The sequence below is a fragment of the Streptomyces vastus genome, from assembly GCF_039532825.1.
GTDB lineage: Bacteria > Actinomycetota > Actinomycetes > Streptomycetales > Streptomycetaceae > Streptomyces > Streptomyces vastus.
Window position 1 is genome coordinate 201,973 of the sequence record NZ_BAAASJ010000043.1, and the last position, 23,031, is coordinate 225,003.

The window sequence follows — 23,031 nt, forward strand, 5'->3', positions numbered from 1 at the left end:
TCACCCGCCCCCTTCTTGTGCCTCACGCCCCTCATTCCATGGACTCCCTGATGCGCTGTGCCCCGCGCAGCCGCGCCGGCGCGGCCCGCCGGTTCTGAGCGATCTCTTCCTCCGTGGGCAGCTCCGCACCGCGCGTCAGCAGCTTCAGCCGGGGCTGATAGCGCTCGGGCACCACCGGCAGGCCGGCCGGAGCGGTGGTGGCCGCACCGGCCGCGAACACCTGCTTGACCAGCCGGTCCTCCAGCGAGTGATACGACAGGACGGCGATCCGGCCACCGACGGCCAGCGCCTCCACGGCCGCGGGAATCGCCCTCTCCAGGACGGTGAGTTCGCCGTTGACCTCGATACGCAGTGCCTGGAAGGTCCGCTTGGCCGGGTTGCCCCCGGTGCGCTTGGCGGCCTGTGGCAGCGCGTTCCGGATCAGCTCGACGAGACGCGCACTGTTGCTGAAGGGCTCCTTCTCGCGCTCACGCACGATCGCGGACACGATCCGCTTGGCCTGCTTCTCCTCGCCGTACACCCGCAGGATCCGTACGAGTTCGCCCGGCGGGTACGTGTTGAGCACCTCGGCCGCGCTCACGCCGGTCGACTGGTCCATGCGCATGTCGAGCGGGGCGTCCTGGGCATACGCGAACCCGCGCTCAGCCTCGTCGAGCTGCATGGAGGAGACGCCGAGGTCGAAGAGGACGCCCTCGACGCGCGGGAGGCCGAGCCGGTCGAGTACGTCGGGGAGTTCGTCGTAAACGGCGTGCACCAGGGTGGCCCGGTCACCGAAGGGGGCGAGCCGCTCTCCGGAGAGACGCAACGCCTCCTTGTCGCGGTCCAGGGCGACGAGGCGGGCCTCGGGGAACCGGGTGAGCAGGGCCTCGCTGTGGCCGCCGAGGCCGAGGGTGCAGTCGACGACGACCGCTCCGGGCCGCTCCAGCGCCGGGGCCAACAGGTCCAGGCACCGCTGGAGCATCACCGGGACATGTCGTTGGCTCAAGGGGCCCTCTCAAGTCCGGCGTGGCGTACGTACCACCGGGTCCCCTCTCGCTCGGTGAAGGGGAAGGCCTGCCGGCGCCGGAAGCGTCGTCGACCGGGAGCGGGAGGAGGCCGAGCCGTACGTACGCGCCGCGCACGCGGGGAGATTCCGGCTTGTCGCCGGGTCCTCCGGGGGACAACAGTCCAGTTGGGAGACTCTCGCCTCCCAGTTCGCGTCACTTTAGTCCACCGCGTCTCGCGGTCAATCAGCCGCCCTGCGCGTCGCGGAACGCCTCCGCCACCGACGCGGCACATCGCGAAGAACCACCCATACCGGCATCCACCAGCACCCATGTGGGTTAGCTCACAACAACGCTTGTTGATGTTCTTTGTCCCCTCTCACAGCAGGCATGTACGGACTGTGACGATTACCGTCATGGGTATGACGACTTCCGCATCCGTTCCCACCGAGCCCGAAGGCGCCATATCCGGCGGCGGCACCGTCACCGACCGTCTCGTCGAGGCCAACGAGCGGTACGCCGCCGCGTTCAGCGACCCGGGCATGGATGCCCGCCCGGTGCTGCAGGTCGCGGTCGTGGCCTGCATGGACGCCCGTCTGGACCTGCACGACGCGCTCGGCCTCGAGTTGGGCGACTGCCACACGATCCGTAACGCGGGGGGCGTCGTCACCGACGATGTGATCCGCTCCCTCACCATCAGCCAGCGGGCGCTCGGCACCCGCAGCGTCGTCCTCATCCACCACACCGGCTGCGGTCTGGAATCCCTCACCGAGGAGTTCCGGCACGACTTGGAGATGGAGGTGGGCCAGCGTCCCGCCTGGGCGGTGGAGGCCTTCCGGGACGTCGAACAGGACGTACGGCAGTCCATGCAGCGGGTACGCACTTCTCCATTCCTTGTTCACACCGACGACGTACGTGGTTTTGTGTTCGATGTGAAAACGGGACTCCTGCGTGAGATTGACCCCACCTGACCCCACCCAAAGGCCGCAAGCCCCGACATATCACAGCCAGTTGTCCACAGGCGAGTGACACGAACCGGTAACGGCAACAAGAATGCGGGTGTGGCGTCACGCGGAACTTTTCACGCGTGGTGTCCGTGTTCGAGGTGGGCCGGTTCGCGTCGTGAGCGTCGGCCCGGAGAAAGAACGGGCCGAGGAGGGCCGGGTGACGACCTATGACGATCGAGCGAGCCTTACGGATCTGACCACCACTGTGGAGCGAGTCCGCAGTTCGGTGGAGGGAGTGATCGAGGGCAAGCCTGAGGTCGTACGGCTTTCGCTGACCGTACTGCTCGCCGAGGGACATCTTCTGATCGAGGATGTTCCCGGCGTCGGCAAGACCATGCTGGCCAAGGCACTGGCGCGGTCCATCGACTGCTCGGTGCGGCGTATTCAGTTCACGCCGGACCTGCTGCCCTCGGACATCACCGGGGTGTCCATCTGGGATCAGCAGCGCAGCGAATTCGAGTTCAAGCCGGGCGCGATCTTCGCCCAGATCGTGATCGGCGACGAGATCAACCGCGCCTCGCCCAAGACGCAGTCCGCACTCCTGGAGTCCATGGAGGAGCGCCAGGTCACCATCGACGGGCATACGTACGAACTGCCCAGCCCCTTCATGGTGGTGGCCACCCAGAACCCGGTCGAGATGGAGGGCACCTATCCGCTGCCGGAGGCGCAGCGCGACCGCTTCATGGCCCGTGTCTCCATCGGCTATCCCAGCGCGGAGGCCGAGCTGGAGATGCTGGACATCCACGGCGGGGTCTCGCCGCTGGACGACCTCCAGCCGGTGGCGCACGCGCACGACGTCGTGAAGCTCATAGACGCGGTCCGCACGGTCCATGTCGCCGACCCGGTGCGGCGTTACGCGGTGGACCTGGTCGCCGCCACCCGCACCCACCCCGACCTGAGGCTGGGCGCCTCCCCGCGCGCGACGCTCCACCTGCTGCGTGCGTCGAAGGCGTCCGCTGCGCTCAGCGGCCGGGACTACGCGCTTCCTGACGACGTCCAGGCGCTCGCGGTGGCGGTTCTCGCCCACCGTCTGCTGCCGACCGCACAGGCCCAGCTGAACCGCCGTACGGCCGAGCAGGTCGTGCTGGAGATCCTGCAGCGCACCCCTGTGCCCGCCGCGCCTGTGTCGCAGAGCGGTCTGACGATGGGCCGGCCGGCTCCGGAGTTCGGCCAGCAGCCGCCCCGGAGGCTGTGATGACCACCGGGGGCATGCCGGCGGCGCAGACCGAGGAGGACAAGGGCGGGCTGCGTACGGCACTCGCCGGGCTCACCACGCGCGGGCGGTCCTTCCTGGCGGCGGGCGTGGCGGCCGCGGTGTGCGCGTACGTCCTGGGGCAGAGCGATCTGCTCCGGGTCGGACTGCTGCTGGCCGTGCTGCCACTTGTGTGCGCGGCCGTGCTGTACCGCACGCGCTACCGGGTGGCGGGGAGCCGCCGCCTTTCGCCCGGGCGGGTACCCGCGGGGTCCGAGGCCCGGGTCCATCTGCGGATGGACAATGTCTCGCGGCTGCCCACGGGACTGCTGATGCTCCAGGACCGGGTGCCGTACGTGCTGGGGCCGCGGCCCCGGTTCGTACTGGACCGGATGGAGGCGGGCGGCCGACGCGAGGTGTCGTACCGCGTGCGTTCCGACCTGCGCGGCCGTTATCCGCTCGGCCCGCTCCAGCTGCGGCTCAGCGACCCGTTCGGGATGTGCGAACTGACCCGCTCCTTCTCGACGTACGACACCCTGACGGTCATCCCCCGCGTGGAGCCGCTGCCGCCGGTGCGGCTGACCGGCGAGGCCAAGGGGTACGGCGACGGGCGGAACCGCTCACTGGCCCTGGCCGGCGAGGACGACGTGATCCCGCGCGGATACCGCTACGGCGACGATCTGCGCCGGGTCCACTGGCGCTCGACCGCGCGCTACGGCGAGCTGATGGTGCGCCGCGAGGAACAGCCGCAGCGGGCCCGCTGCACGGTGCTCCTCGACACCCGGGGCATCGCCTTCGAGGGCGCGGGCCCGGACTCGGCCTTCGAGTGGGCCGTGTCAGGTGCGGCGTCCACCCTGGTGCACATGCTCGAACGAGGCTTTTCGGTAAGGCTGTTGACGGACACCGGCAATTCGGTGCCCGGCGAGGGGGCCGACGGGTTCGCGGGCGCCAACCAGGAGTCGGCGGATGCGGCAGGTCTGATGATGGACACCCTGGCGGTGATCGACCACTCCGACGGTACGGGCCTGTCCCCGGCTTACGACGTGCTGCGCGGGGGGAACGAAGGACTTCTGGTGGCTTTTCTCGGCGACCTCGACGAGGAGCAGGCGACGGTGCTCGCCAAGATGCGGCAGCGCAGCGGCGGGGCGGTCGCCTTCCTGCTGGACAGCGACTCGTGGGTGCAGGGTGAGGCCCACGAGGACAGCGAGGAGCAGCTTCGGATGCTGCGGGAGGCGGGCTGGACCGCTGTGACCGTGCTGCCGGGTACGGATCTCGCCGATCTGTGGCGGGAGGCGGATCGGCAGCGCAATCAGGTCACGCCGACGGGCGCGGCGGGAGGCCGCTCATGAGCGGAGGTGCACGACTGGCGCTGTTCTCCGCGGCGGCGACGCTGATGGCGGCGTGCGCGCTGCTGCCGCTGGTCACTCCGGCGACCTGGCTTCTCCAGGCGGCGTTCCTGCTCGCGATCCAGACCGGTGTGGGCGCGGCGGCCCGACGGGTTCCGCTGGCCCGGCCGCTGACGATCGCGGCGCAGGCCCTGGTGACCCTGGTGCTGCTGACGCTGATGTTCGCCCGGGAGCAGGCCATCCTCGGGATCATCCCCGGCCCGGAGGTGTTCGAGCACTTCGGGGTGCTGCTGCAGACGGGTGGGGAGGACGTCGGGCGGTTTGCGATTCCCGCGCCGCTGTCCGACGGCATCCGGCTGATGATGGTCGGCGGTGTCCTGGTGATCGGGCTGGCGGTAGACGCGCTCGCGGTGACGCTGCGCAGCGCGGCCCCGGCCGGGCTGCCGCTGCTCGCGCTGTACTCGGTCGCGGCCGGGCTCTCGGACGGCGGCGCCGGATGGCTGTGGTTCCTGCTGGCAGCCGCCGGTTATCTGCTCCTGCTGCTCGCCGAAGGCCGTGACCGGCTCTCGCAGTGGGGCCGGGTCTTCGGCGGCGCACCCCGCACTCCGGGTCCCGACACGTCGCCGGGGGCGGTCGCGCCGGTCCGCACGGGACGGCGCATAGGTGCCGTCGCGCTCGGCGTCGCCCTGGTGGTGCCGCTCGGTCTGCCGTCCCTCGACGGCGGCCTGCTGGACGGTACGGGAACAGGTGTCGGCCCGGGCTCCGGAGGCGGCGGCACGATCTCGGCGGTGAACCCCCTGGTCTCGCTCCGCGACAGTCTGAACGTGGACGAGGACCGCCAGGTCATGTCGTACAACACCGACTCCGAGGACACACAGGACCTTTATCTGCGGATCGTCTCGCTCGACGAGTTCGACGGCACGGCATGGAAGCCGTCCAAGCGCAACATCGAAGATGTGCCGGGCAGCTTCCCGACGCCGCCCGGTCTAGGGGACGACGTCCAGCGCACCGAGGTCGAGACAAGGATCTCGGCGGCGGACTGGTACGCGCAGGACTGGCTGCCCATGCCCTACCCGGCCAGCCAGGTGGGGATCAGCGGCAAGTGGCGGTACGAGCCCGTGGGGCGCACGCTCGTCGGCGACCACGGCCAGACCACGCGCGGCCTTGACTACTCCGTCAAGAGCCTGATCGTGCAGCCGACCGCTGAGCAGCTCGCCGACGCGCCGGAGCCGCCCGGGTGGCTCCGGCGCGAGTTCACCGATGTGCCGGACTCGCTGCCTCCGGTGGTGTACGACACGGCGCGGCAGGTCACGGCGGGTTCGAGCAACAACTACGAGCGCGCGGTGAAGCTCCAGGACTGGTTCGCCCTGGAGGGCGGCTTCGTGTACGACACGGAGGTGCAGGTCGGCAGCGGTTCGCAGGCGATCGAGCGCTTCCTGAGGGACAAGGAGGGCTTCTGCGTCCACTTCTCCTTCGCGATGGCCTCGATGGCCCGCACGCTGGGCATACCGGCCCGTGTCGCGGTCGGCTTCACACCCGGCTCGCCCCAGTCGGACGGCACGATGTCCGTGGGCCTGCGGGATGCGCACGCCTGGCCCGAGCTGTACTTCGAGGGCGTGGGCTGGACCCGCTTCGAGCCGACGCCGAACCGCGGCACGGTTCCGGAGTACACCCGGTCGACCACGCCGGGCACCACTCTCCCCGAGCCGGGTACTTCGCAGGAGGCCGCGCCAAGGGCTCCCACGGCCGCCCCGTCGACCAGCGAGAGCTGCACGGCGGAGGAGAAGAGGCTGCAGGAGCCCTGCGGCAGCGAGTCTCCTGAGGCGGCGATCACGGCGACGGACGACGGTCCGCCGTGGCCCCAGATCCTGTTGTGGGTCCTGGGCGGTCTTGCCGTGCTCGCGATACCACTGCTGCCGATGATGTGGCGGGTGAGAGTACGGGCCGTACGGCTCGGCACGCACGGCCGCACCGAGACCGACGCGGCGGCTCACACGCTGGCCGCGTGGCATGAAGTGACCGATACGGCCTGGGACTTCGGTATCGCGCCGGACGAGTCCCAGACGCCCCGCAAGGCGGCGGCCCGGATCACCCGGATCGGGCACCTCGATCCGGCGGCCGCGACCTCCGTGCACCGGATCGCGGACGCCGTGGAGCAGGTCCTGTACGCGCCGCGGCCCCGACCCACGCCGGGTCTGGCCGACGACGTCCGCAGGATGACCGACGGCCTGCGCGCCACCGTCAGCACCGCCACCCGCCTGAGAGCACTGCTCGCGCCCCGCTCGGCTGTACGGGTGGCGTGGGCGGTCTCGGCGAGCTGGGCCTCGCTCAAGTCCCGGGCGACGGCTCGCTTGACGGCGCTGATCCGGCGGCCGTCGGCGGGAGAGGGCAGCGGCTGAGGGAGCCTGACCCTGGCCCTTGGAGGGGGCGCCTACCCGGTCCGGTGGGCGCCCGCCCCCTTGGGCGTATCGGCGGGGCGCGGTGTCGTACGCCGGGGGTGTGCGGGTGCCGTACACCGATGAGGTCCTGTGTCGTACGGCGGTGAGGTGCGGCCGTCGTACGCCGGTGGATGCGGGTGCCGTGCTTCAGCGAGGCGCAGGTGCCGTACGCCGGTGCGGTGCCGGAACGCCGGGTGAGGTGCGGTGTCGTACGTCAGCGGGGCTCAAGTGCCGTACGCCGGTCAGTGCGGTGGTGCCGCACACCTCGTGAGCGAGGGCCGGTGAGCGTCACGTGGGCGAAGCTCGACGGAGGCCGCGGAGGCCCGCCGCACTTGCACGGACGCGGCCCGCGGTCGACCCCGGAGGCGTGCCGCACGCCTCATGGGCGAGGGCAAGTGACCGAACTCTGCTGGGCGCACCTCAGCCGGGCAGCAACGCCGGTGCTCCGCCGGAGGTGCACGCAGGCATGCCGAAGGGGCGGCCACCGCCAGGTGGTCACCCCTTGCGCGCTGTATTGGCTCTCCGCCCGGGGGCTAATGGCCTTGTTCGTCGCGGCGCCGCTGCCAGCGCTCCTCGATGCGGTCCATCATGGAGCGCCGCTGCCGGCCCTGACGGCGGGCTTGCGGAGCGCTCGGCGCACCGGCACCCGCGGCGGGCTGCTCGCCCGGCTTGGGGGCCTTGCGCCAACCGGTGACGGCGAGCACCGCGCAGCCCAGCATGACGAGGAATCCCACCACGCTGACCCAAATCTGCTGTGCGACCATTCCGGCCATGAGGAGCGCGATACCAACCAGGAAGCCGACGACCGCCTGGTAAACCCGTCGCCGGGTGTACGTACGCAGCCCGCTTCCCTCAAGCGCTGTCGCGAACTTGGGATCTTCGGCGTACAGCGCTCGCTCCATCTGCTCGAGCATTCGCTGCTCGTGCTCCGAGAGCGGCACGGAGTCCTCCTCATCGTGCAGTCGCCGGGGCGACCGGGGGTCCCCTTCAGGATAGGCAGGGAATCGCCCCCGTGAAACCCGCCCCTCTACGCCAATTAGCCAACCGGATCCCGCCATGGCACCCCGGTTCACTGAAGCGTGCATTCCCCAGCGACCGGCCCGTCATGCCGGACGGTCTCCTCCGATCATACGGCTCCGAGCGCACGAGCGGGGGCGCTGTGGCGTACTCCATCTGCCGCCGCGCTCCTGATCAGCGGCGGGGCAGGGGAGCCTGCTCAGGCATCGGCGGCTTCGCCGGTCTCGCCGAGCACATGGAGCTGGGTCGCCACGGAGTGGAAGGCGGGCAGCTCAGCCGCCGCGGCCTCCAGCTTGAGCAGGGCGTCCAGGGCCCCCGGCTCGGTGTCGACGAGGACTCCGGGGACGAGGTCCGCAAAGACCCGTACGCCGTGTACCGCGCCCACGCGCAGACCGGCGCCCTCGACGAGAGCCGTGAGCTGCTCGGCGGTGAAGCGCCGGGGCACGGGATCGCCCTCGCCCCACCGGCCGTCCGGGTCGCCGAGTGCTTGCCGGGCCTCGGTGAAGTGTCCGGCCAGGGCGCGCGCGAGCACCGCGCCGCCCAGGCCCGAAGCGAGCAGGCTGAGGACTCCCGCGGGGCGCAATGCGGCCACGGCGTTGGCGACGCCCTCGGCGGGGTCGTCCACGTACTCGAGTACGCCGTGGCACAGAACCACGTCGTAGCCGCCGCGCTCGACGACGTCGAAGAGGCCGTGAGCGTCGCCCTGGACGCCCTGGACCCGGTCGGCGACGCCGGCCTCGGCGGCCCGGCGCTCCAGCGCGAACAGCGCGTTCGGGCTGGGGTCCACGACGGTGACGCGGTGGCCGAGGCGGGCGGCGGGCACCGCGAACTTGCCGCTGCCGCCCCCCGTGTCGAGCACGTCGAGCGACTCCCGGCCGGTGGCCTTGACCCGGCGGTCGAGGGCGTCCTTCAGGACGTCCCAGACCACGGCGGTACGGAGAGAAGCGCGGGGGCGCGACGGGTCCGACACGGCAGTTGACTCCTCAGCGCGGCACCGCCTCGGCTACGGCGGAGCGATAGGGATGCCTTCCCCGGACGTGTGCGGCCAGGGGAAGGTGCAGGCGCTGCCAACCCTATTGCCTCCTGCCTTGTGTCCGGCCCTCCGTCTCGCGCGGCGGACGACCGCGCCTCGCCCCTGGGCGGACGCGACCTCGCTCATCGGGCTCCTGCGCCGTTCATCCCGCATCTGGTACCTCCGGTACGTCTGGTTCCTCCCGGTCGGCGTCCTGCCGTGGCTGGGGCAGTACGGGCTGCAGGACGAGCATGCGCTCGACGAGGCGCAGGAACATCGCCACGTCGCGCAGCAGGTCGTCGGCGTCGCGGCTGCTGGCCGCGCCCTGTATGCCTGCCTCCGCGCGGGCACGGCGGCCGGCGCCGGAGGCGAACAGGGCGCTCCACTCGGTGAGTTCGGGCGCGATCTCGGGGAGCACTTCCCACGCACTCCGGATCTTCGCCCGGCGCCTCGGGGTGGGCTCCGGGCGGCCCCGGGCGGCGAGCACGGCGGCGGCGGTGCGCAGGGCCGCGAGGTGGGCCGTCGCGTAGCGCTCGTTCGGCGTTTCCAGCAGGGCCGCCTCGTCGAGTCCGGCGCGGGCCTGGGCGAGCAGGTCGAGGGCGGCGGGCGGGGCCGTGGCCCGGCGGAGCACGGGGTGCACGTCGCTCGCCGGGCCGGTCAGTGAGGGGGCAGGGCCGGTGGCGCGGCGCCGGCGGGCGGCGGCTGCGTGGTAGCTGGCCATGACGAACCTCCTGTCGTCTGTGTGACGGCATCGCCATGTCAGGTCGTGCCGTATGTGCTCATCGTGAGGTATGCCACTGACAACGCGTCCTGACCTGGCCTTTTGCTTCGATCTAGCGTTCGGGCTATCTTTTGCACTGACCAGTCAGTTCAAAGTTTTGTGGGAAGGGGTGCGGAAAGTGGTGGGGGAAAGTGCCGACGGACCGCGTGGTCTCGGCGTCACGGCTGAGGGCTTCGGCCTCAGGGGCCCTCGCGGCCGGGCGTTCCAAGGAGTGGGCCTCGACGCGGAGCCCGGCTCACTGATCGCGATCGAGGGGCCGTCGGGCTCGGGGCGCACATGCCTGCTGCTCTCGCTCACCGGACGCATGAAGCCCACCGAGGGGCATGCGGCGGTCGGGCCGTTCCGCCTGCCGAAGCAGATGGCGGCCGTCCGCAGGATCAGCGCGCTCGCGCATGTGCCCGGGATAACGGACCTCGATCCCGCCCTGACCGTCGGCGAGCACCTGCGCGAACGGGCGCTGCTCCAGCGGCGGTTCAGCGGTTCCGTACGAGGGCTGCTGCGGCCCCGGTATGAGCGTGCGGCGGAGGCCCGGCTGCGGATCGACTCCGCGTTGAGCGCCGCCGGGCTGGAGCGGGAGGCCCTGCCCAAGGGTTCGCGGACCGCTGTACGGGACCTGGAGCGGGTCGAGGCACTGCGGCTCTCCGTGGCGCTGGCCCTGGTCGGCCGCCCGCGGCTCCTTGGCGTCGACGACACCGACCTGAAGCTCTCTGATCCCGAACGGGCCGAGGTCTGGGCGCTGTTGCGCGCGCTCACCGAAGCGGGGACGACCGTCCTCGCGGTGTGCCGGGAGGCGCCCGAAGGTGCCGTCACGGTGTCCACCGGCTCCGCCGACAAGCCGTCCGGCGAGGAACGCGAACAAGACCGACGAGACCGAGACGACAAGGAGGCGGCGGATGCGCTCGCCGAAGCTGGCCGCGCTTGAGCTCAGGCGGTTCGGCAGGGGGAGGCTCCCGCGCGCGGCGATGGCCTCGCTCCTGCTGCTGCCGCTGCTGTACGGCGCCCTGTACCTGTGGTCGTTCTGGGACCCGTACGGCCGTCTCGACCGCATCCCCGTGGCCCTCGTGAACGACGACAAGGGGGCGACGGCGGACGGCGCGAAGATCGCGGCGGGCGACGACATCACCAAGGGCCTGCACAAGAGCGACACGTTCGAATGGCACGAGGTCAGCGCCGCCGAGGCGCGCAAGGGTGTCGAGAACGGCACGTACTACCTGTCGCTGACGATGCCCTCCGACTTCAGTGAGCGGATCACCTCCAGTTCGGGCGGCTCCCCGGAGACGGGCGCCCTCCAGGTGCGTACGAACGACGCGAACAACTACATCGTCGGGCAGGTCTCCAGGACGGTCTTCGGCGAGGTACGGACGGCGGCGTCCACGAAGACCTCGCGGTCGTTCCTCGACAGGATCTTCATCTCGTTCTCGGACATCCACGGTCGGACCGTGCAGGCCGCGAAGGGAGCCGATCAGCTGAAGGGCGGCATCGGGAAGGCCAAGAAGGGCTCGAAAGATCTCGCTGACGGCCTGAAGGAGGCCAAGAAGGGCAGCGGCAAGCTCTCCGCGGGCCTGAAGAAGCTCAACAAGGGGGCGGGCGACCTGGAGAAGGGCTCACGGCAGGTCTCGGAGGGGACACGGGCGCTAGCGGACAAGGCCAACGGCGTCGCGGACAAGGTGGGCCCCTTCCTGAAGGGCAACGAGAAGGAGATCGGCGACACGGCACAGCTGGTCGCGGACTCCGCCGCGGCCATCCGCCGCAACCTCGACACCCTGGTGAAGACCGCCCCGACCGCCGCCAAGTCGGCCCGCACGGCCTCCGACACGCTGAACGGCGTCTACAAGGCGCGCTGCGAGACCGCGACGCTGCCCGACGCCGCCTGCCCGCAGCTGAAGGAGGCGAAGGACGCGGCCGCGGAGGTGGCGAAGGTCGCCGACGACGTCAACACGCTGGTGGCCGGCCAGGACGGCGATCTGGACGCGCTGGACCGGCACCTGGCCGCGCTCCAGAAGCAGGCACAGGCCCTCGCCGACCGCTCGCCGCACCTCTCCGAGGACCTCGCCACCGCCGTCTCCAAGATCAACGCACTCGACAAGGGAGCCGGACAGGTCGCCAAGGGGGCGAAGACCCTGCACACCGGACTCGGCACGGCCAAGACCGGCGCCGCCGGCCTCGACACCGGCGTCGGTGCCCTCAAGTCGGGGGCGATCGACCTAGAGGGCGGCATGTTCAAGCTCGTCGACGGCTCCGGGAAGCTCGCCGGCGGACTGCACGACGGCGCCGGAAAGATCCCCGACTACGACAAGAAGGACCGCGACCAACGCACCGAAGTGATGGCGGACCCGGTGCGGCTCGCTTCGAAGGACCTGCACAAGGCGCCCAATTACGGCACCGGATTCGCCCCGTACTTCATCCCGCTCTCCTTGTGGGTGGGCGCGATGGTGGCCTACATGGTCATCCAGCCCCTCAACCGGCGCGCTCTGGCGACGGGCGCCTCCGCCTGGCGAATCGCGCTAGCGGGCTGGCTGCCGGTGGCCGCCCTGGGCGTGCTCCAGACGGCCACGCTGATGGCCGTACTGCACTGGGGGCTAGGCCTTCAGATGGCGCGGGCCGCCGGGACCGTGGGGTTCCTCTGCCTGGTGACGGCGTGCTTCGCGGCGATCGTGCAGTGGCTGAACGCGCGCTTCGGAGCGGCGGGCCGAATCCTCGTCCTCGCCTTCCTGATGCTGCAGCTGACGTCGGCAGGCGGCACGTACCCCGTGCAGACCAGTCCGGCCTTCTTCAACGTGATCCACCCCTTCATGCCGATGAGTTACGTCGTCGACGCCCTCAGGAGGCTCATCACAGGCGGCGGCCTCGTACCGGTCTGGCAGGCATGCGTGGTCCTCACGGCTTTCACCGCGGGCGCCCTCGCGCTCACCGCCGTGGCCGCGCGCCGCAAGCAGGTGTGGACCCTGGACCGGCTGCACCCGGAGCTGAGCCTGTGACAATCAGGGCCATGGAAAGCAGCAAGGCCGTGGACAGCGGCAGCAGCCGGAGACAGCTGACCCGGCAGAAGCTCTACGAGGCGGCCGTGACGCTCATCGCGGAGCAGGGCTTCTCGGCCACCACCGTGGACGAGATCGCCGAGCGCGCCGGGGTCGCGAAGGGCACCGTCTACTACAACTTCGCGAGTAAGTCCGTCCTCTTCGAAGAGCTGCTCCGGCACGGTGTGCGACTCCTCACCGCCTCCCTCCGGGAGGCGGCCGAGAAGACCGCTCAGGAGGGCGGCAGCAAGGTCGACGCGCTGGACGCGATGATCCGGGCGGGGCTCGTCTTCATCGACCGCTATCCGGCCTTCACGCAGCTGTACGTGGCGGAGCTGTGGCGCACGAACCGGGCCTGGCAGTCCACCCTGATGGTGGTCAGGCAGGAGGCCGTCGCGGTGGTCGAGGGAGTTCTGCGCGACGGCGTCGCGAACGGCGAGCTGAGCGACGAGATCGACATCCCGCTCACGGCGGCGGCCCTGGTGGGCATGGTCCTGGTGGCTGCCCTGGACTGGCAGGCCTTCCAGCCGGAGCGCTCCCTGGACGACGTCCACGCGGCGCTGTCGCTGCTGCTTCAGGGGCGGGTGAGCGGCAACCGCTGAAGCACACGGGAGCCAGGGGGCTGAAAAGCGAGCGCCGGCCCGAGGTGGCCGCGTCCCCCGCGGGCCACGCCGGACCGGCGCCCTTCTTGCTCCCCCGTAGTCCCCCGTTACTTCCCCCGTTTCGGTCTCCCCCCGGTCCCCCCGTGCCTCGCTCCCGCCCGACTTCTCGGCGGAAGGAGCGGCCAAGGGCGCTGCACCGTTCCGCCGCCCCGTGTCGGCGGTTCCGGAGCCGCGCCCCTTTCCGTGCCCCCACTCTCTCGTTCGCGCAGGTCGGGCCCCATCCGCGCGCGTACTCATCTCTCTGACTAGGTACGGATACCTAGTCCTGCGCATTCAGGCCCAGAACGCACCGTTGCCGACTGGTTACGAACGCGTCCGCGCTGCTACTCCCCCGCCGCTCATCCGGGCGGGAATCCGGGGCCCGCGCGTGCGAGGCGGTGGCAGGTGGACGGTGGCGGCCGGGTTGTCAGTGGCGGCCGATACAGTTCCTGGCATGGCACGAATCGCGGTGATCGGCGCCGGGATGGGCGCGCTGGCGGCCGCCGCCCGGCTGGCCGTCGCGGGCCACCGGGTGGTGGTGTACGAGCGCGCGGCGACGTACGGCGGGGCGGTGGGCCGTTTCGAGCGGGACGGCTTCGCGTTCGACACCGGCCCCGGCCTGCTGACGCTGCCCGCCGTCTACCGCGACCTGTTCCTCAAGACCGGCAAGCAGCCGCTGGAGGAGTGCGTCGAGCTCGTCCAGGTGGACCCGACGTCACGCCACGTCTTCCCGGACGGTACGGACGTCTCGCTGCCCAACGCCTCGCGCGCGGGCGTGGTCGGCGCGTTGAACACGGCGCTCGGTTCGGGCGCGGGCGACCGCTGGGGCGACTTCCTGGTGCGGGCGCGCGAGGCCTGGGACAGGACGCGCCGACCGCTCCTGGAGGAGCCGCTCTGGCCCAACTGGCGCGTGCTCGGCGAGCGCGAGCCCTACCCCGCGGTGCCACACAAGCGGCTGCTGCGCACCCGGCGGGCGAGCACCCTCGACGAGATCGCCGCCTGGGAGCTGCGGGACCCCCGGCTCACGGCCCTCCTGGACGGCCACGCGCTCGCGTACGGCCTGGATCCCCGCACCACCCCGGCGAGCGGGTCCGTGCTGCCGTATATGGAGCACGCCTTCGGGACGTGGTATGTGCGGGGCGGGATACGGGAGTTGGCGCGGGCAGTGTACGAGCGGTGTCTGGCTCGACGCGTGGAGTTCCGTTTCGGGACCGGGGTCACCGGGATCGTCGAGAAGAACGGGCGGGCGGCCGGGGTGGAGCTCGCCGACGGGACGGTGGCCGAGGCGGACCATGTGGTGGCGGGCGTGGATCCGGTGCGGTTGGCCGGCCTGACGGAGCATCCGCTCCAGGGCGACGCCGATGTCCGCCCCGACCGTGAGTCGGCATGTCCGGGACGCTTCACCGTGCTGCTCGCCCTGCGCGGGCGCCGTGAGACCGGGGCGGTGCACCGGACAGTCGTGCACACGCCCGACCGGACCGCAGAGTTGGACTACGTGAGTTTCCTCACCGACACCGACGATCCGGTGCGGCCCACGGTGACCGTGCTGCGCCCGGACGACCCGACCCTGCGCCCGGACGACGAGCACGAGTCCGTGCTCCTGTCGGCGGCGGCACCGGCCCAGGCTGACTGGGCGGCACATGACACGGCCGAGCGGTTCGCGGACCTCCTCCTCACCGCCGCCGAGGCCGCCGTGCCCAGGCTGCGGGAGCGTCTCCTGTGGCGCGAGGTGCGCACGCCGGGCCGCACGGCGCAGGAGACGGGCGCCGAGGACGGTGCCGTGCCGCCACCCGCGCTCGCCGCGGCCCACGGCCGTTTCCTGTATCCGGCCAACACCACCCGCTTCCCCGGGCTGTACCTGGTCGGCGGCTGGGCACACCCCGGCGGCGGACTGCCGCACGCCGGCATGTCGGGCGCGCTGGTCGCGGGACTGATCGTGGAGGGACCGGACTTCCAGGGCTCGCAATAACGCGGTTGCAGGAACGCGGATGTCAGAACCGGTACTGCTCGTCGTACCCGCTGCCGTTCCCGTTGCCCTCGTACGGATACTGCTGCTGCTCCGGCGGGAGTTCGCCGCCGTACGGATCGTCGGTGGAGCGCTGCTGCGGGACCCAGACGCCGCCCGGCGGGGTCTCGCCGCCGTAGCCCGCGCCCGCGTACTGGTCCTGGGCGTAGCCCTGCTGCCCGTACTGCTGCTGCGAGGCGTCGTAGGAGGAGTCGTACGAGGCGCCCCCGTACGTCTGTGTGCCGAGGTACGGGTCGGAATAGGCGGCGTACTGCTGCTGGCCGTTGTCATAGCCGTACTGCTGCTGGTCGTAGCCGGAGTAGCCGTCGTACCCGTAGTTCTGGCCGGCGTCCGGGGACTGGGCGGACGCGGCGTAGGACGGGTCGGTGGCCGCGGCGTAGGCGGTGTCGCTGTAGACGCCGTAGTTGCCCGTGTCGTCCGGCAGGGGCTGCGGCTCGTAGACGGCGGTGGACTCGGCAGCCGTCTCGGCGTGTTGCCCGAAGCTCGCGGACCGCTGTCCGAAGGCGTCGGCCCGCTCTCCGAAGACGGAGTCCTCGCGGCCGTAGGGGTCGTCTCCCTGGCCGAAGTTGTCCCGCGGACGCATTCCGTTGTCCGCCGCCTGAAGGTCGGAGACCTCGAGCGTCGGATCCCGGTCCGGCTCGCCACGGCGCCGCTTGTTGGCGCCCGGGCGGCCTGCGACGGCCCAGCCGGCCGCGAAACCGCGGCGGAACGACAGCGTGACGTATGTCTGCCCGACCGCGAAGGCGGCGGCGCCCAGGCCGATGACCGGCACGGACGGGATGAGTACGCCGAGCACCACGCCGAGGAAGCCCGCGAAGGCCAGCAGCCGCCAGCGCAGGCGTGCCTTGTACTGCAGCAGGACCTCGCCGAGCAGCCACAGCGCGACGATGCCGAACGCGATGTAGAGGACCGTCCAGCCCATGTACGCCCCTCTCCCAGTGGCCGTTACGCAGTGTGTCGTACGAGGATGCGTCCGGTCTAGGCCTGCTGTGGGTGGTGCAGCCCCAGATTTTCGTAGATTTCCAATGTCGCGGTGGAATTGTTCAACGTGATGAAGTGCAGTCCGGGGACTCCCTCGGCCAGCAGCCTCGCGCAGAACTCCGTAGCGAACTCGATTCCAATGGAGCGTACAGCCGCCGGATCGTCCTTGGAGTTGAGGATCCGCTCTTTCAGGGCCTCCGGGAACGAGGCGTTGCTGAGCTTCGGGAGCCGTTCCAGCATCTTCACGCTGGTCACGGGCATGACCTCGGGGATGACCGGGGTCTCGCAGCCGGTCGCGTCGACTCGGTCACGTAGGCGCAGGTACGACTCGGGATGGAAGAACATCTGCGTGATCGCGTAATCGGCACCGGCCCGGCATTTGTCGACAAAATGCGCGACGTCCGTGTCCCAGTCGGCGGAGCGCGGATGCATCTCGGGGAAGGCCGCGACGCCCACGCAGAAGTCGCCCGACTCCTTGATGAGTCGGACGAGTTCGGCTGCGTAGGTCAGGCCCTGGGGATGCGGGATCCAGTCGCCCATGGGGTCGCCCGGCGGGTCGCCGCGCACGGCGAGCATGTTCCGGATCCCGGCGTCCGCGTACTGGCCGATGATGTTGCGCAGTTCGGCGATGGAGTGGTTCACGGCGGTGAGGTGGGCAACCGGGGTGAGCGTCGTGTCCGCGACGATCTGCTCGGTCTCCTTCACCGTGCCGGCGCGGGTCGAGCCGCCCGCTCCGTAGGTCACCGACACGAAGTCGGGAGCGACGGCCTCCACGCGGCGGAGCGCGTTCCACAGGTTCCGCTCGCCCTTCGGGCTCTTCGGCGCCGCGAACTCGAACGAGTACGTCGTCTTGCCGGTGGCGAGCATGTCACGCACAGTGCGTGCGCGGTCAGTCCTGGTGGACGCAGATCCTAGGGCCATACCCGCAGGTTAGTCAGGGGCGGGCGGTCCCCCAACCGGACGATGAAAATTGCCCGGTTTGTCGGCCAATTGTCCATGCCTCGGACAACTAACCGTGACGCAATCGTTTCGCGAACTCGCGGGCCGCCGCACCCGGATCATCGGCCTCCGTGATCGCCCGTACGACGACGACGCGGCGGGCGCCCGCTTCGAGGACCTCGTCGAGGTTGCCGAGGTCGATGCCGCCGATGGCGAACCAGGGGCGGTCGGCCCCGAGCGCGGCCGTGTACCGGACGAGGTCCAGGCCCGGCGCATGGCGGCCCGGCTTGGTGGGCGTCGGCCAGCAGGGGCCCGTACAGAAGTAGTCCACTCCGTCCTCGACGGCGGCGGACGCGGCCTCCGCATCGGCGTGTGTGGAGCGGCCGATCAGGATCTTTTCGCCGAGGATCGCGCGGGCGGCGGGGACGGGCAGGTCTCCCTGGCCCAGGTGCAGCACGTCGGCGTCCGCCGCATGGGCGACGTCCGCGCGGTCGTTCACCGCGAGCAGCTTGCCGTGCCGTGCGCAGGCCTCGGCGAACACCTGGAGGTGCTCCAGCTCCTCGGCGGCCTCCATGCCCTTGTCGCGCAGCTGCACTATGTCGACACCGCCGGCGAGTACCGCGTCCAGGAACCCGGCGAGGTCGCCCTGGCGCTTCCGGGCGTCCGTGCAGAGGTAGACGCGGGCGTCGGCGAGTTGCGCGCGTGCGGTGGCTTCGGGCATGCGGAGATCCCCCGTTGTCGGTGGCGTACGGACCCTGCCGTGCGGGGCACGGCCCGTACGCCGGACGGTGTCTTCAGGTCAGACGGCGAGCGCCTGGGCTCGGCGCTTCACCTCCGTACCTCGGTTCTCGCTGAGGGCCTGCGCCGGGGTGCCGGGCAGGCTCGGGTCGGGGGTGAAGAGCCACTCCAGCATCTCTTCGTCCGTGAAGCCGTCGTCCCTCAGGAGCGTCAGGGTGCCGGACAGGCCCTTGACGACCTTGTCCCCGTCGATGAAGGCGGCGGGGACGTGCAGCGCTCGGTTCTCACCACGGCGTACGGCGATGAGCTGGCCCTCCTTGACCAGCTGCCGCACACGGGTCACCTCGACGCCGAGCTGTTCGGCGATGTCGGGGAGGGTGAGCCAGGCGGGGACGAGAGCATCGATTTTTGCGTCAATCTCGGTCACGGGATTAAGCGTGCCATCCCGGACTGACAGTCGGAAGTCGTGGCCGCCCCGCCTGGGCCGTTCGCCGGACCCCGGCGGCCCGCCCTGGCGCCCTACGCGGTCGCCGATTTCGCCGATTTCAACGGCCGGGACGGGTCCGACAGCAGTTCCGGATTCATCGCGATACCGGCTTCGATCAGTTTGCGGCCCTGCGCCAGGTCCCGCGGCCGTCCCACCGCGAGCACGGCGACCAGTCGGTTCGCCCGGAGCCAGCACACCGACCAGGCCGGGCCAGTCGGGTCGCCGCGCCAGATCGTGGCGTCCGCGCGCGCGTGGTGACCCGCGTACTGGACGAAGCGGCCGAACTGCTCGGACCAGAAGTACGGCACGGGGTCGTAGGCGGCGGGCGTCTCGTCGATGATGTTCGCCGCGACCGTACGGGGCCCCTGGAGGGCGTTGTCCCAGTGGTGGACCAGAAGACGCTCGCCGTACCTGCGCGAAGGGAAGGAGGCGCAGTCGCCGACCGCGTACACGTCCGGGACGGATGTGCGCAGGTGGTCGTCCGCGACGACCTCGCGATGGGCGCCGAGCTCGATCCCGGAACCGGTCAGCCAGGCGGTGGCGGGCCGCGCCCCGATGCCTACGACGACGGCCCCCGCGGGCAGCCGCGAGCCGTCGTCCAGCACGACCGCCCCGGGTTCGACGTGCTCCACGCGCGCGTGGGTGCGCAGCGACGCGCCGCTGTCCGCGTACCAGGCGGTCATCGGAGCGGCCACCTCGGCGGGCAGTGCGCCGGCGAGCGGCCGGTCGGCGGCCTCGACGACGGTCACCGCGCACCCGGCCTCGCGCGCCGCCGTGGCGAACTCGGCGCCGATCCAGCCCGCGCCGACGACCACGATGTCGTGCTGCCGGGCGAGCACGGGCCGCAACCGCTCGGCGTCGTCCAGGGTGCGCAGCAGATGCACTCCCGGTACGCCCTCCGCGCCCGGCAGCCGCATGGGTTCCGCGCCCGTGGCGATGACCAGGACGTCGTACGGAACAGGCCCCATGGCCGTGTCGAGTTCATGATCAACAGGACGTACGCCGGTCACCTCGAGCCCCAGGCGCAGCTCGATGCCCAGGGCCTCGAAGTCGACGTCGAAGGCGGAGCCCTCGGCCGTGCCGAGCAGGACGGCCTTGGAGAGCGGCGGGCGGTCGTACGGCTGGTGCGGCTCCGCGCCGATCAGCGTCACGGTGCCGGTGAAACCCTGTTCCCGCAGGGCGACCGCGGTCTGCACGCCGGCCATGCCCGCGCCGACGATCACGACACGTCGTCGCGCTGCCCGGCTGCGTTCCCGCGTCTGCTCGTTCACCCGATCACCATAGTCAACTGACGTTGTGTCAGTCAGCGGGAGCGATCAGTGACGTCCTGCACAGCCGTCTGACGTCCTGCACGGCCGTCAGCGGTCGTCGGTGAGCTGCTCCACCACGCTCGTCCCGCTGCCCGTCTGCGACTCCCACTCCCAGGTCTCCTCCAGGCGTACACGCCCGTCGGTGAGCTCGACGACCCGGGACACACAGTGCCCCGAGGAGGTGCTGCCGTCCCGCTTCAGCTGCACGTACCGGAAGTCGAGGCGGTCACCTTCACGGGTACCCACGAGGTGGCCTCGTACGACGTCACCGCCCGCGTACTCGGCCCAGATCTCGCCGTCCTTCTCGTGGTACGTGAAGCGGGTCCGCGTACCGACCTGACCTGGGGCTTGGTCCGCGACCGGGGCCAGGACGAGACCGTCGAGCGACCGGGGCATGCCGTGCGGCTCCCTTACTGAGGTGTGACACGAAGAGTTAGGGTGGCCAACCTAGAGCACTCGCGGGAGTCCGGACGCACCGGACTGAGAGGGAGGCTGGGACGGCCTCCGACCGTACGAACCTGATCCGGGTCATGCCGGCGAAGGGAGGGGCTGGACGCCCATGTCGCGTACATCGTTCGCATCGCACGCGTCGTCGAGCACATCCGGCACATCCGACGTCCTGGTCGTCGGGGGCGGGATCATCGGCCTGGTGACCGCCTGGCGTGCCGCGCAGCGTGGCTTCGCCACCGCACTCGTGGACCCCGACCCCGGCGGCGGAGCGGCCCAGGTGGCCGCCGGAATGCTGGCCGCCGTCACCGAGCTCCACTACGGCGAGCAGACCCTGCTCGGCCTCAATCTGGCGTCCGCCCGGCGCTACCCGGAGTTCGTCGCCGAGCTCACCGAGGCGACGGGCCTGGACCTCGGCTACCGCGAGTGCGGCGCGCTCGCCGTCGCGCTGGATGCCGACGACCGCGCCCATCTGCGCGAACTTCACGCGCTGCAAACCCAGTCGGGCCTGGAGTCGGAGTGGCTGAGCGGGCGCGAGTGCCGGCGCCTGGAGCCGATGCTCGCGCCGGGCGTGCGCGGAGGGCTCAGGGTCGACGGCGACCACCAGATCGATCCACGGCGGCTCGCCAAGTCGCTGGTCGCGGCGTGCGAGCGGGCCGGAGTGGCCTTCCACCGGGTCTGGGCGGAGCGGCTCAGTGTCGTACGGGACCGGGCCGCCGGAGTCGTCACCACCGACGGCACCGAGCTGGCCGCGGGCCAGGTCGTCCTCGCCGCGGGCAGCCTCAGCGGGCGGCTCGCGGGCGTTCCCGACGCCGTGCTGCCGCCGGTACGGCCGGTGAAGGGTCAGGTGCTGCGGCTGACCGTGCCGAAGCGGTACGCGCCGTTCCTGAGCCGCACCGTGCGGGCCGTCGTCCGGGGCAGCCATGTGTACCTGGTGCCGCGCGAGAACGGTGAGCTGGTCGTCGGCGCGACGAGTGAGGAGCTGGGCTGGGACACCACGGTGACCGCGGGCGGCGTGTACGAACTGTTGCGAGACGCCCACGAGCTGGTTCCCGGCATCACCGAACTCCCGCTCACCGAGACCCGCGCGGGACTGCGCCCCGGCTCCCCCGACAACGCGCCCCTGCTCGGGCCGACGGAACTGGACGGCCTGCTCCTGGCCACCGGTCACTACCGCAACGGCGTGCTGCTCACCCCCGTCACGGGCGACGCCATGGCGCACCTGCTGACCACCGGTGACCTCCCGGAGGAGGCCCGCCCGTTCACGCCCAGGCGCTTCAGTACGGCCCGCACGGAGCAGCCCGTATGAACGTCTTCGTCATGAACGTCTTCGTCAACGGTGAGCGACAGGAGATCGCCGCCGGCACCGCCCTCGACACGCTGGTCGCAACCCTCACCGCGGCGCCCTCCGGGGTCGCCGCCGCGCTCAACGAAACCGTCGTCCCGCGCGCGCAGTGGCCGAGCACACGCCTCTCCGAGGGAGACCGCATCGAGGTCCTCACCGCCGTTCAAGGAGGCTGACCCATGGCCGACGACCCGTTCCTCATCGGCGGTACGTCCTTCACGTCCCGCCTCATCATGGGCGCCGGCGGGGCGCCCAGCCTCGATGTGCTGGAGCGTTCGCTTGTCGCGTCCGGCACGGAGCTGACGACGGTCGCCATGCGGCGCGTAAACGCTTCCGTGCAGGGTTCGGTGCTGTCCGTGCTCGACCGGCTCGGTATTCGTGTGCTGCCGAACACGGCGGGGTGTTACACCGCCGGGGAGGCCGTGCTGACGGCTCGGCTCGCTCGCGAAGCGCTCGGCACCTCGCTGGTGAAGCTGGAGGTCATCGCTGACGAGCGGACGTTGCTGCCGGATCCGATCGAGTTGCTCGACGCGGCCGAGACTCTCGTCGATGACGGGTTCACGGTGTTGCCCTATACGAACGACGATCCCGTTCTCGCCCGGAAGCTGGAGGATGTGGGGTGCGCGGCGATCATGCCGCTCGGGTCCCCCATCGGATCCGGACTGGGGATTCGGAATCCGCACAACTTCCAGTTGATCGTGGAACACGCGCGCGTGCCGGTCATTTTGGATGCGGGGGCCGGTACGGCGTCCGATGCGGCCCTTGCCATGGAATTGGGGTGTGCGGGGGTGATGCTGGCGTCTGCCGTGACTCGGGCCCAAGAGCCGGTGTTGATGGCCGAGGCCATGAAGCATGCGGTGGAGGCGGGGCGGTTGGCCCGGCTTGCAGGGCGGATTCCTCGGCGGCACTTTGCTGAGGCGTCGTCTCCTGCGGAGGGCGTGGCCCGGCTGGATCCGGAGCGGCCTGCGTTCTGAGCGTGCGGGGGTTTCTTTCCCCAAGCCCGCCCCTTCCCGAAACTGAGGGCTGTGCCCCCAGGCCCCCGGGTTGTCTCGGCTGCGGGTCCGCCGTGGCTGGTCGCTCCCCCACTCTCGACTTCGCTCGAGCGGGGGGACCCCCATCGCGGCGGAGCCGCAAATGTCACAGCCCCGCGCCCCTTAAGGGGCGCGACGCGATCCAGCCACCGGCCCCAGAGGCAGTGCTCCCTTGGCGATCACCGGCCTCTGAGACAATGCTCCCCTCTCGATGTTGATCCCGGTCTGACCTGCGGTCTCGTCACAGCTCGGCTGCAGTCCGGCTCCGAATCTCCACCGATCACGCGGCGTTG

21 protein-coding genes and 1 riboswitch are annotated in these 23,031 nt (G+C 70.9%); of the genes, 11 read left to right on the forward strand and 10 right to left on the reverse strand.

Going from position 1 to position 23,031, the window contains the following annotated elements; translation table 11 throughout:
- Positions 1-31: 31 nt before the first annotated feature.
- A complete protein-coding gene (gene rsmH / locus ABD357_RS22225) occupies positions 32-985 on the reverse strand; it encodes a 16S rRNA (cytosine(1402)-N(4))-methyltransferase RsmH (RefSeq protein ID WP_344392308.1) in 954 nt (317 codons plus the stop codon).
- Between the two features lie 420 nt (positions 986-1,405).
- Here rsmH and ABD357_RS22230 point away from each other — a divergent pair, with 420 nt between their 5' ends.
- From ABD357_RS22230 to ABD357_RS22245, 4 genes are all read left to right on the forward strand, one after another.
- On the forward strand, positions 1,406-1,954 hold the full coding sequence (locus ABD357_RS22230; RefSeq protein WP_344392310.1) for a beta-class carbonic anhydrase: 549 nt from the start codon (positions 1,406-1,408) through the stop codon (positions 1,952-1,954).
- Positions 1,955-2,147: 193 nt separating this feature from the next.
- Complete coding sequence (locus tag ABD357_RS22235) at positions 2,148-3,185, forward strand: AAA family ATPase (protein ID WP_344392312.1); 1,038 nt, start codon at positions 2,148-2,150, stop codon at positions 3,183-3,185.
- Entirely contained in the window at positions 3,185-4,531 is a 1,347-nt protein-coding gene (locus tag ABD357_RS22240) for a DUF58 domain-containing protein (protein WP_344392314.1), read from the forward strand. The genes ABD357_RS22235 and ABD357_RS22240 overlap by 1 nt, the downstream gene beginning before the upstream one ends.
- Positions 4,528-6,927, forward strand: coding sequence for a transglutaminase TgpA family protein (locus ABD357_RS22245; protein ID WP_344392315.1), 2,400 nt, complete (start codon positions 4,528-4,530; stop codon positions 6,925-6,927). The genes ABD357_RS22240 and ABD357_RS22245 overlap by 4 nt, the downstream gene beginning before the upstream one ends.
- A 572-nt stretch (positions 6,928-7,499) precedes the next feature.
- On the opposite strand, the gene ABD357_RS22250 is transcribed toward ABD357_RS22245, so the two are convergent.
- From ABD357_RS22250 to ABD357_RS22260, 3 genes are all read right to left on the reverse strand, one after another.
- A complete protein-coding gene (locus ABD357_RS22250; RefSeq protein WP_344392316.1) occupies positions 7,500-7,907 on the reverse strand; it encodes a DUF3040 domain-containing protein in 408 nt (135 codons plus the stop codon).
- Between the two features lie 275 nt (positions 7,908-8,182).
- Positions 8,183-8,953: a methyltransferase gene (locus tag ABD357_RS22255; protein WP_344392317.1), complete on the reverse strand. Its 771-nt coding sequence runs from the start codon at positions 8,951-8,953 to the stop codon at positions 8,183-8,185.
- Between the two features lie 205 nt (positions 8,954-9,158).
- Complete coding sequence (locus ABD357_RS22260) at positions 9,159-9,716, reverse strand: SAV_6107 family HEPN domain-containing protein (RefSeq protein ID WP_344392319.1); 558 nt, start codon at positions 9,714-9,716, stop codon at positions 9,159-9,161.
- Between the two features lie 178 nt (positions 9,717-9,894).
- Here ABD357_RS22260 and ABD357_RS22265 point away from each other — a divergent pair, with 178 nt between their 5' ends.
- The 4 genes from ABD357_RS22265 to ABD357_RS22280 all read left to right on the forward strand — a co-directional run bounded on the left by ABD357_RS22265 (position 9,895) and on the right by ABD357_RS22280 (position 15,403).
- On the forward strand, positions 9,895-10,698 hold the full coding sequence (locus ABD357_RS22265) for an ATP-binding cassette domain-containing protein (RefSeq protein ID WP_344392320.1): 804 nt from the start codon (positions 9,895-9,897) through the stop codon (positions 10,696-10,698).
- Positions 10,670-12,754 (forward strand): YhgE/Pip family protein, encoded by a 2,085-nt coding sequence (locus ABD357_RS22270; RefSeq protein ID WP_344392322.1) that lies wholly within the window; start codon positions 10,670-10,672, stop codon positions 12,752-12,754. The genes ABD357_RS22265 and ABD357_RS22270 overlap by 29 nt, the downstream gene beginning before the upstream one ends.
- Positions 12,755-12,765: 11 nt before the next feature.
- Positions 12,766-13,395: a TetR/AcrR family transcriptional regulator gene (locus ABD357_RS22275; RefSeq protein WP_344392323.1), complete on the forward strand. Its 630-nt coding sequence runs from the start codon at positions 12,766-12,768 to the stop codon at positions 13,393-13,395.
- Positions 13,396-13,888: 493 nt separating this feature from the next.
- The gene (locus ABD357_RS22280; protein WP_344392325.1) at positions 13,889-15,403 is read left to right on the forward strand and encodes a phytoene desaturase family protein; all 1,515 of its coding nucleotides are present in this window, start codon (positions 13,889-13,891) and stop codon (positions 15,401-15,403) included.
- A gap of 22 nt (positions 15,404-15,425) precedes the next feature.
- Here ABD357_RS22280 and ABD357_RS22285 read toward each other — a convergent pair whose 3' ends face one another.
- From ABD357_RS22285 to ABD357_RS22310, 6 genes are all read right to left on the reverse strand, one after another.
- Positions 15,426-16,382: an SCO2102 family sporulation regulator gene (locus ABD357_RS22285; RefSeq protein ID WP_344392327.1), complete on the reverse strand. Its 957-nt coding sequence runs from the start codon at positions 16,380-16,382 to the stop codon at positions 15,426-15,428.
- A gap of 56 nt (positions 16,383-16,438) precedes the next feature.
- On the reverse strand, positions 16,439-17,362 hold the full coding sequence (metF, locus tag ABD357_RS22290; protein WP_344392329.1) for a methylenetetrahydrofolate reductase [NAD(P)H]: 924 nt from the start codon (positions 17,360-17,362) through the stop codon (positions 16,439-16,441).
- 88 nt (positions 17,363-17,450) lie between these two features.
- The gene (thiE, locus tag ABD357_RS22295; RefSeq protein ID WP_344392331.1) at positions 17,451-18,101 is read right to left on the reverse strand and encodes a thiamine phosphate synthase; all 651 of its coding nucleotides are present in this window, start codon (positions 18,099-18,101) and stop codon (positions 17,451-17,453) included.
- Between the two features lie 78 nt (positions 18,102-18,179).
- Entirely contained in the window at positions 18,180-18,545 is a 366-nt protein-coding gene (locus ABD357_RS22300; RefSeq protein ID WP_053671919.1) for an Rv2175c family DNA-binding protein, read from the reverse strand.
- 92 nt (positions 18,546-18,637) lie between these two features.
- Positions 18,638-19,876: an NAD(P)/FAD-dependent oxidoreductase gene (locus ABD357_RS22305; RefSeq protein ID WP_344392333.1), complete on the reverse strand. Its 1,239-nt coding sequence runs from the start codon at positions 19,874-19,876 to the stop codon at positions 18,638-18,640.
- A gap of 87 nt (positions 19,877-19,963) precedes the next feature.
- The gene (locus tag ABD357_RS22310; RefSeq protein WP_344392335.1) at positions 19,964-20,311 is read right to left on the reverse strand and encodes an avidin-fold protein; all 348 of its coding nucleotides are present in this window, start codon (positions 20,309-20,311) and stop codon (positions 19,964-19,966) included.
- Positions 20,312-20,363: 52 nt separating this feature from the next.
- Positions 20,364-20,477, forward strand: a riboswitch (TPP riboswitch).
- Between ABD357_RS22310 and thiO the strand changes: the two genes are divergently transcribed.
- The 3 genes from thiO to ABD357_RS22325 all read left to right on the forward strand — a co-directional run bounded on the left by thiO (position 20,475) and on the right by ABD357_RS22325 (position 22,681).
- Entirely contained in the window at positions 20,475-21,671 is a 1,197-nt protein-coding gene (gene thiO / locus ABD357_RS22315) for a glycine oxidase ThiO (RefSeq protein WP_344392336.1), read from the forward strand. It overlaps the preceding riboswitch by 3 nt.
- Before the next feature lie 11 nt (positions 21,672-21,682).
- A complete protein-coding gene (thiS, locus tag ABD357_RS22320) occupies positions 21,683-21,883 on the forward strand; it encodes a sulfur carrier protein ThiS (protein ID WP_344392436.1) in 201 nt (66 codons plus the stop codon).
- Positions 21,884-21,886: 3 nt separating this feature from the next.
- Positions 21,887-22,681: a thiazole synthase gene (locus ABD357_RS22325; protein WP_344392338.1), complete on the forward strand. Its 795-nt coding sequence runs from the start codon at positions 21,887-21,889 to the stop codon at positions 22,679-22,681.
- The last annotated feature ends 350 nt before the right edge of the window (positions 22,682-23,031 follow it).

What these genes read in the sequence shown, in the direction of transcription:
- ABD357_RS22310 (WP_344392335.1), bottom strand. Translation starts at nt 20,311, where the DNA reads ATGCCCCGGTCGCTCGACGGTCTCGTCCTGGCCCCGGTCGCGGACCAA.
- thiE (WP_344392331.1), bottom strand. Translation starts at nt 18,101, where the DNA reads ATGCCCGAAGCCACCGCACGCGCGCAACTCGCCGACGCCCGCGTCTAC.
- ABD357_RS22325 (WP_344392338.1), top strand. Translation starts at nt 21,887, where the DNA reads ATGGCCGACGACCCGTTCCTCATCGGCGGTACGTCCTTCACGTCCCGC.
- ABD357_RS22230 (WP_344392310.1), top strand. Translation starts at nt 1,406, where the DNA reads ATGACGACTTCCGCATCCGTTCCCACCGAGCCCGAAGGCGCCATATCC.
- ABD357_RS22285 (WP_344392327.1), bottom strand. Translation starts at nt 16,382, where the DNA reads ATGGGCTGGACGGTCCTCTACATCGCGTTCGGCATCGTCGCGCTGTGG.
- thiS (WP_344392436.1), top strand. Translation starts at nt 21,683, where the DNA reads ATGAACGTCTTCGTCAACGGTGAGCGACAGGAGATCGCCGCCGGCACC.
- ABD357_RS22275 (WP_344392323.1), top strand. Translation starts at nt 12,766, where the DNA reads ATGGAAAGCAGCAAGGCCGTGGACAGCGGCAGCAGCCGGAGACAGCTG.
- ABD357_RS22260 (WP_344392319.1), bottom strand. Translation starts at nt 9,716, where the DNA reads ATGGCCAGCTACCACGCAGCCGCCGCCCGCCGGCGCCGCGCCACCGGC.
- ABD357_RS22240 (WP_344392314.1), top strand. Translation starts at nt 3,185, where the DNA reads ATGACCACCGGGGGCATGCCGGCGGCGCAGACCGAGGAGGACAAGGGC.
- thiO (WP_344392336.1), top strand. Translation starts at nt 20,475, where the DNA reads ATGTCGCGTACATCGTTCGCATCGCACGCGTCGTCGAGCACATCCGGC.
- metF (WP_344392329.1), bottom strand. Translation starts at nt 17,362, where the DNA reads ATGGCCCTAGGATCTGCGTCCACCAGGACTGACCGCGCACGCACTGTG.
- ABD357_RS22245 (WP_344392315.1), top strand. Translation starts at nt 4,528, where the DNA reads ATGAGCGGAGGTGCACGACTGGCGCTGTTCTCCGCGGCGGCGACGCTG.
- ABD357_RS22270 (WP_344392322.1), top strand. Translation starts at nt 10,670, where the DNA reads ATGCGCTCGCCGAAGCTGGCCGCGCTTGAGCTCAGGCGGTTCGGCAGG.
- ABD357_RS22280 (WP_344392325.1), top strand. Translation starts at nt 13,889, where the DNA reads ATGGCACGAATCGCGGTGATCGGCGCCGGGATGGGCGCGCTGGCGGCC.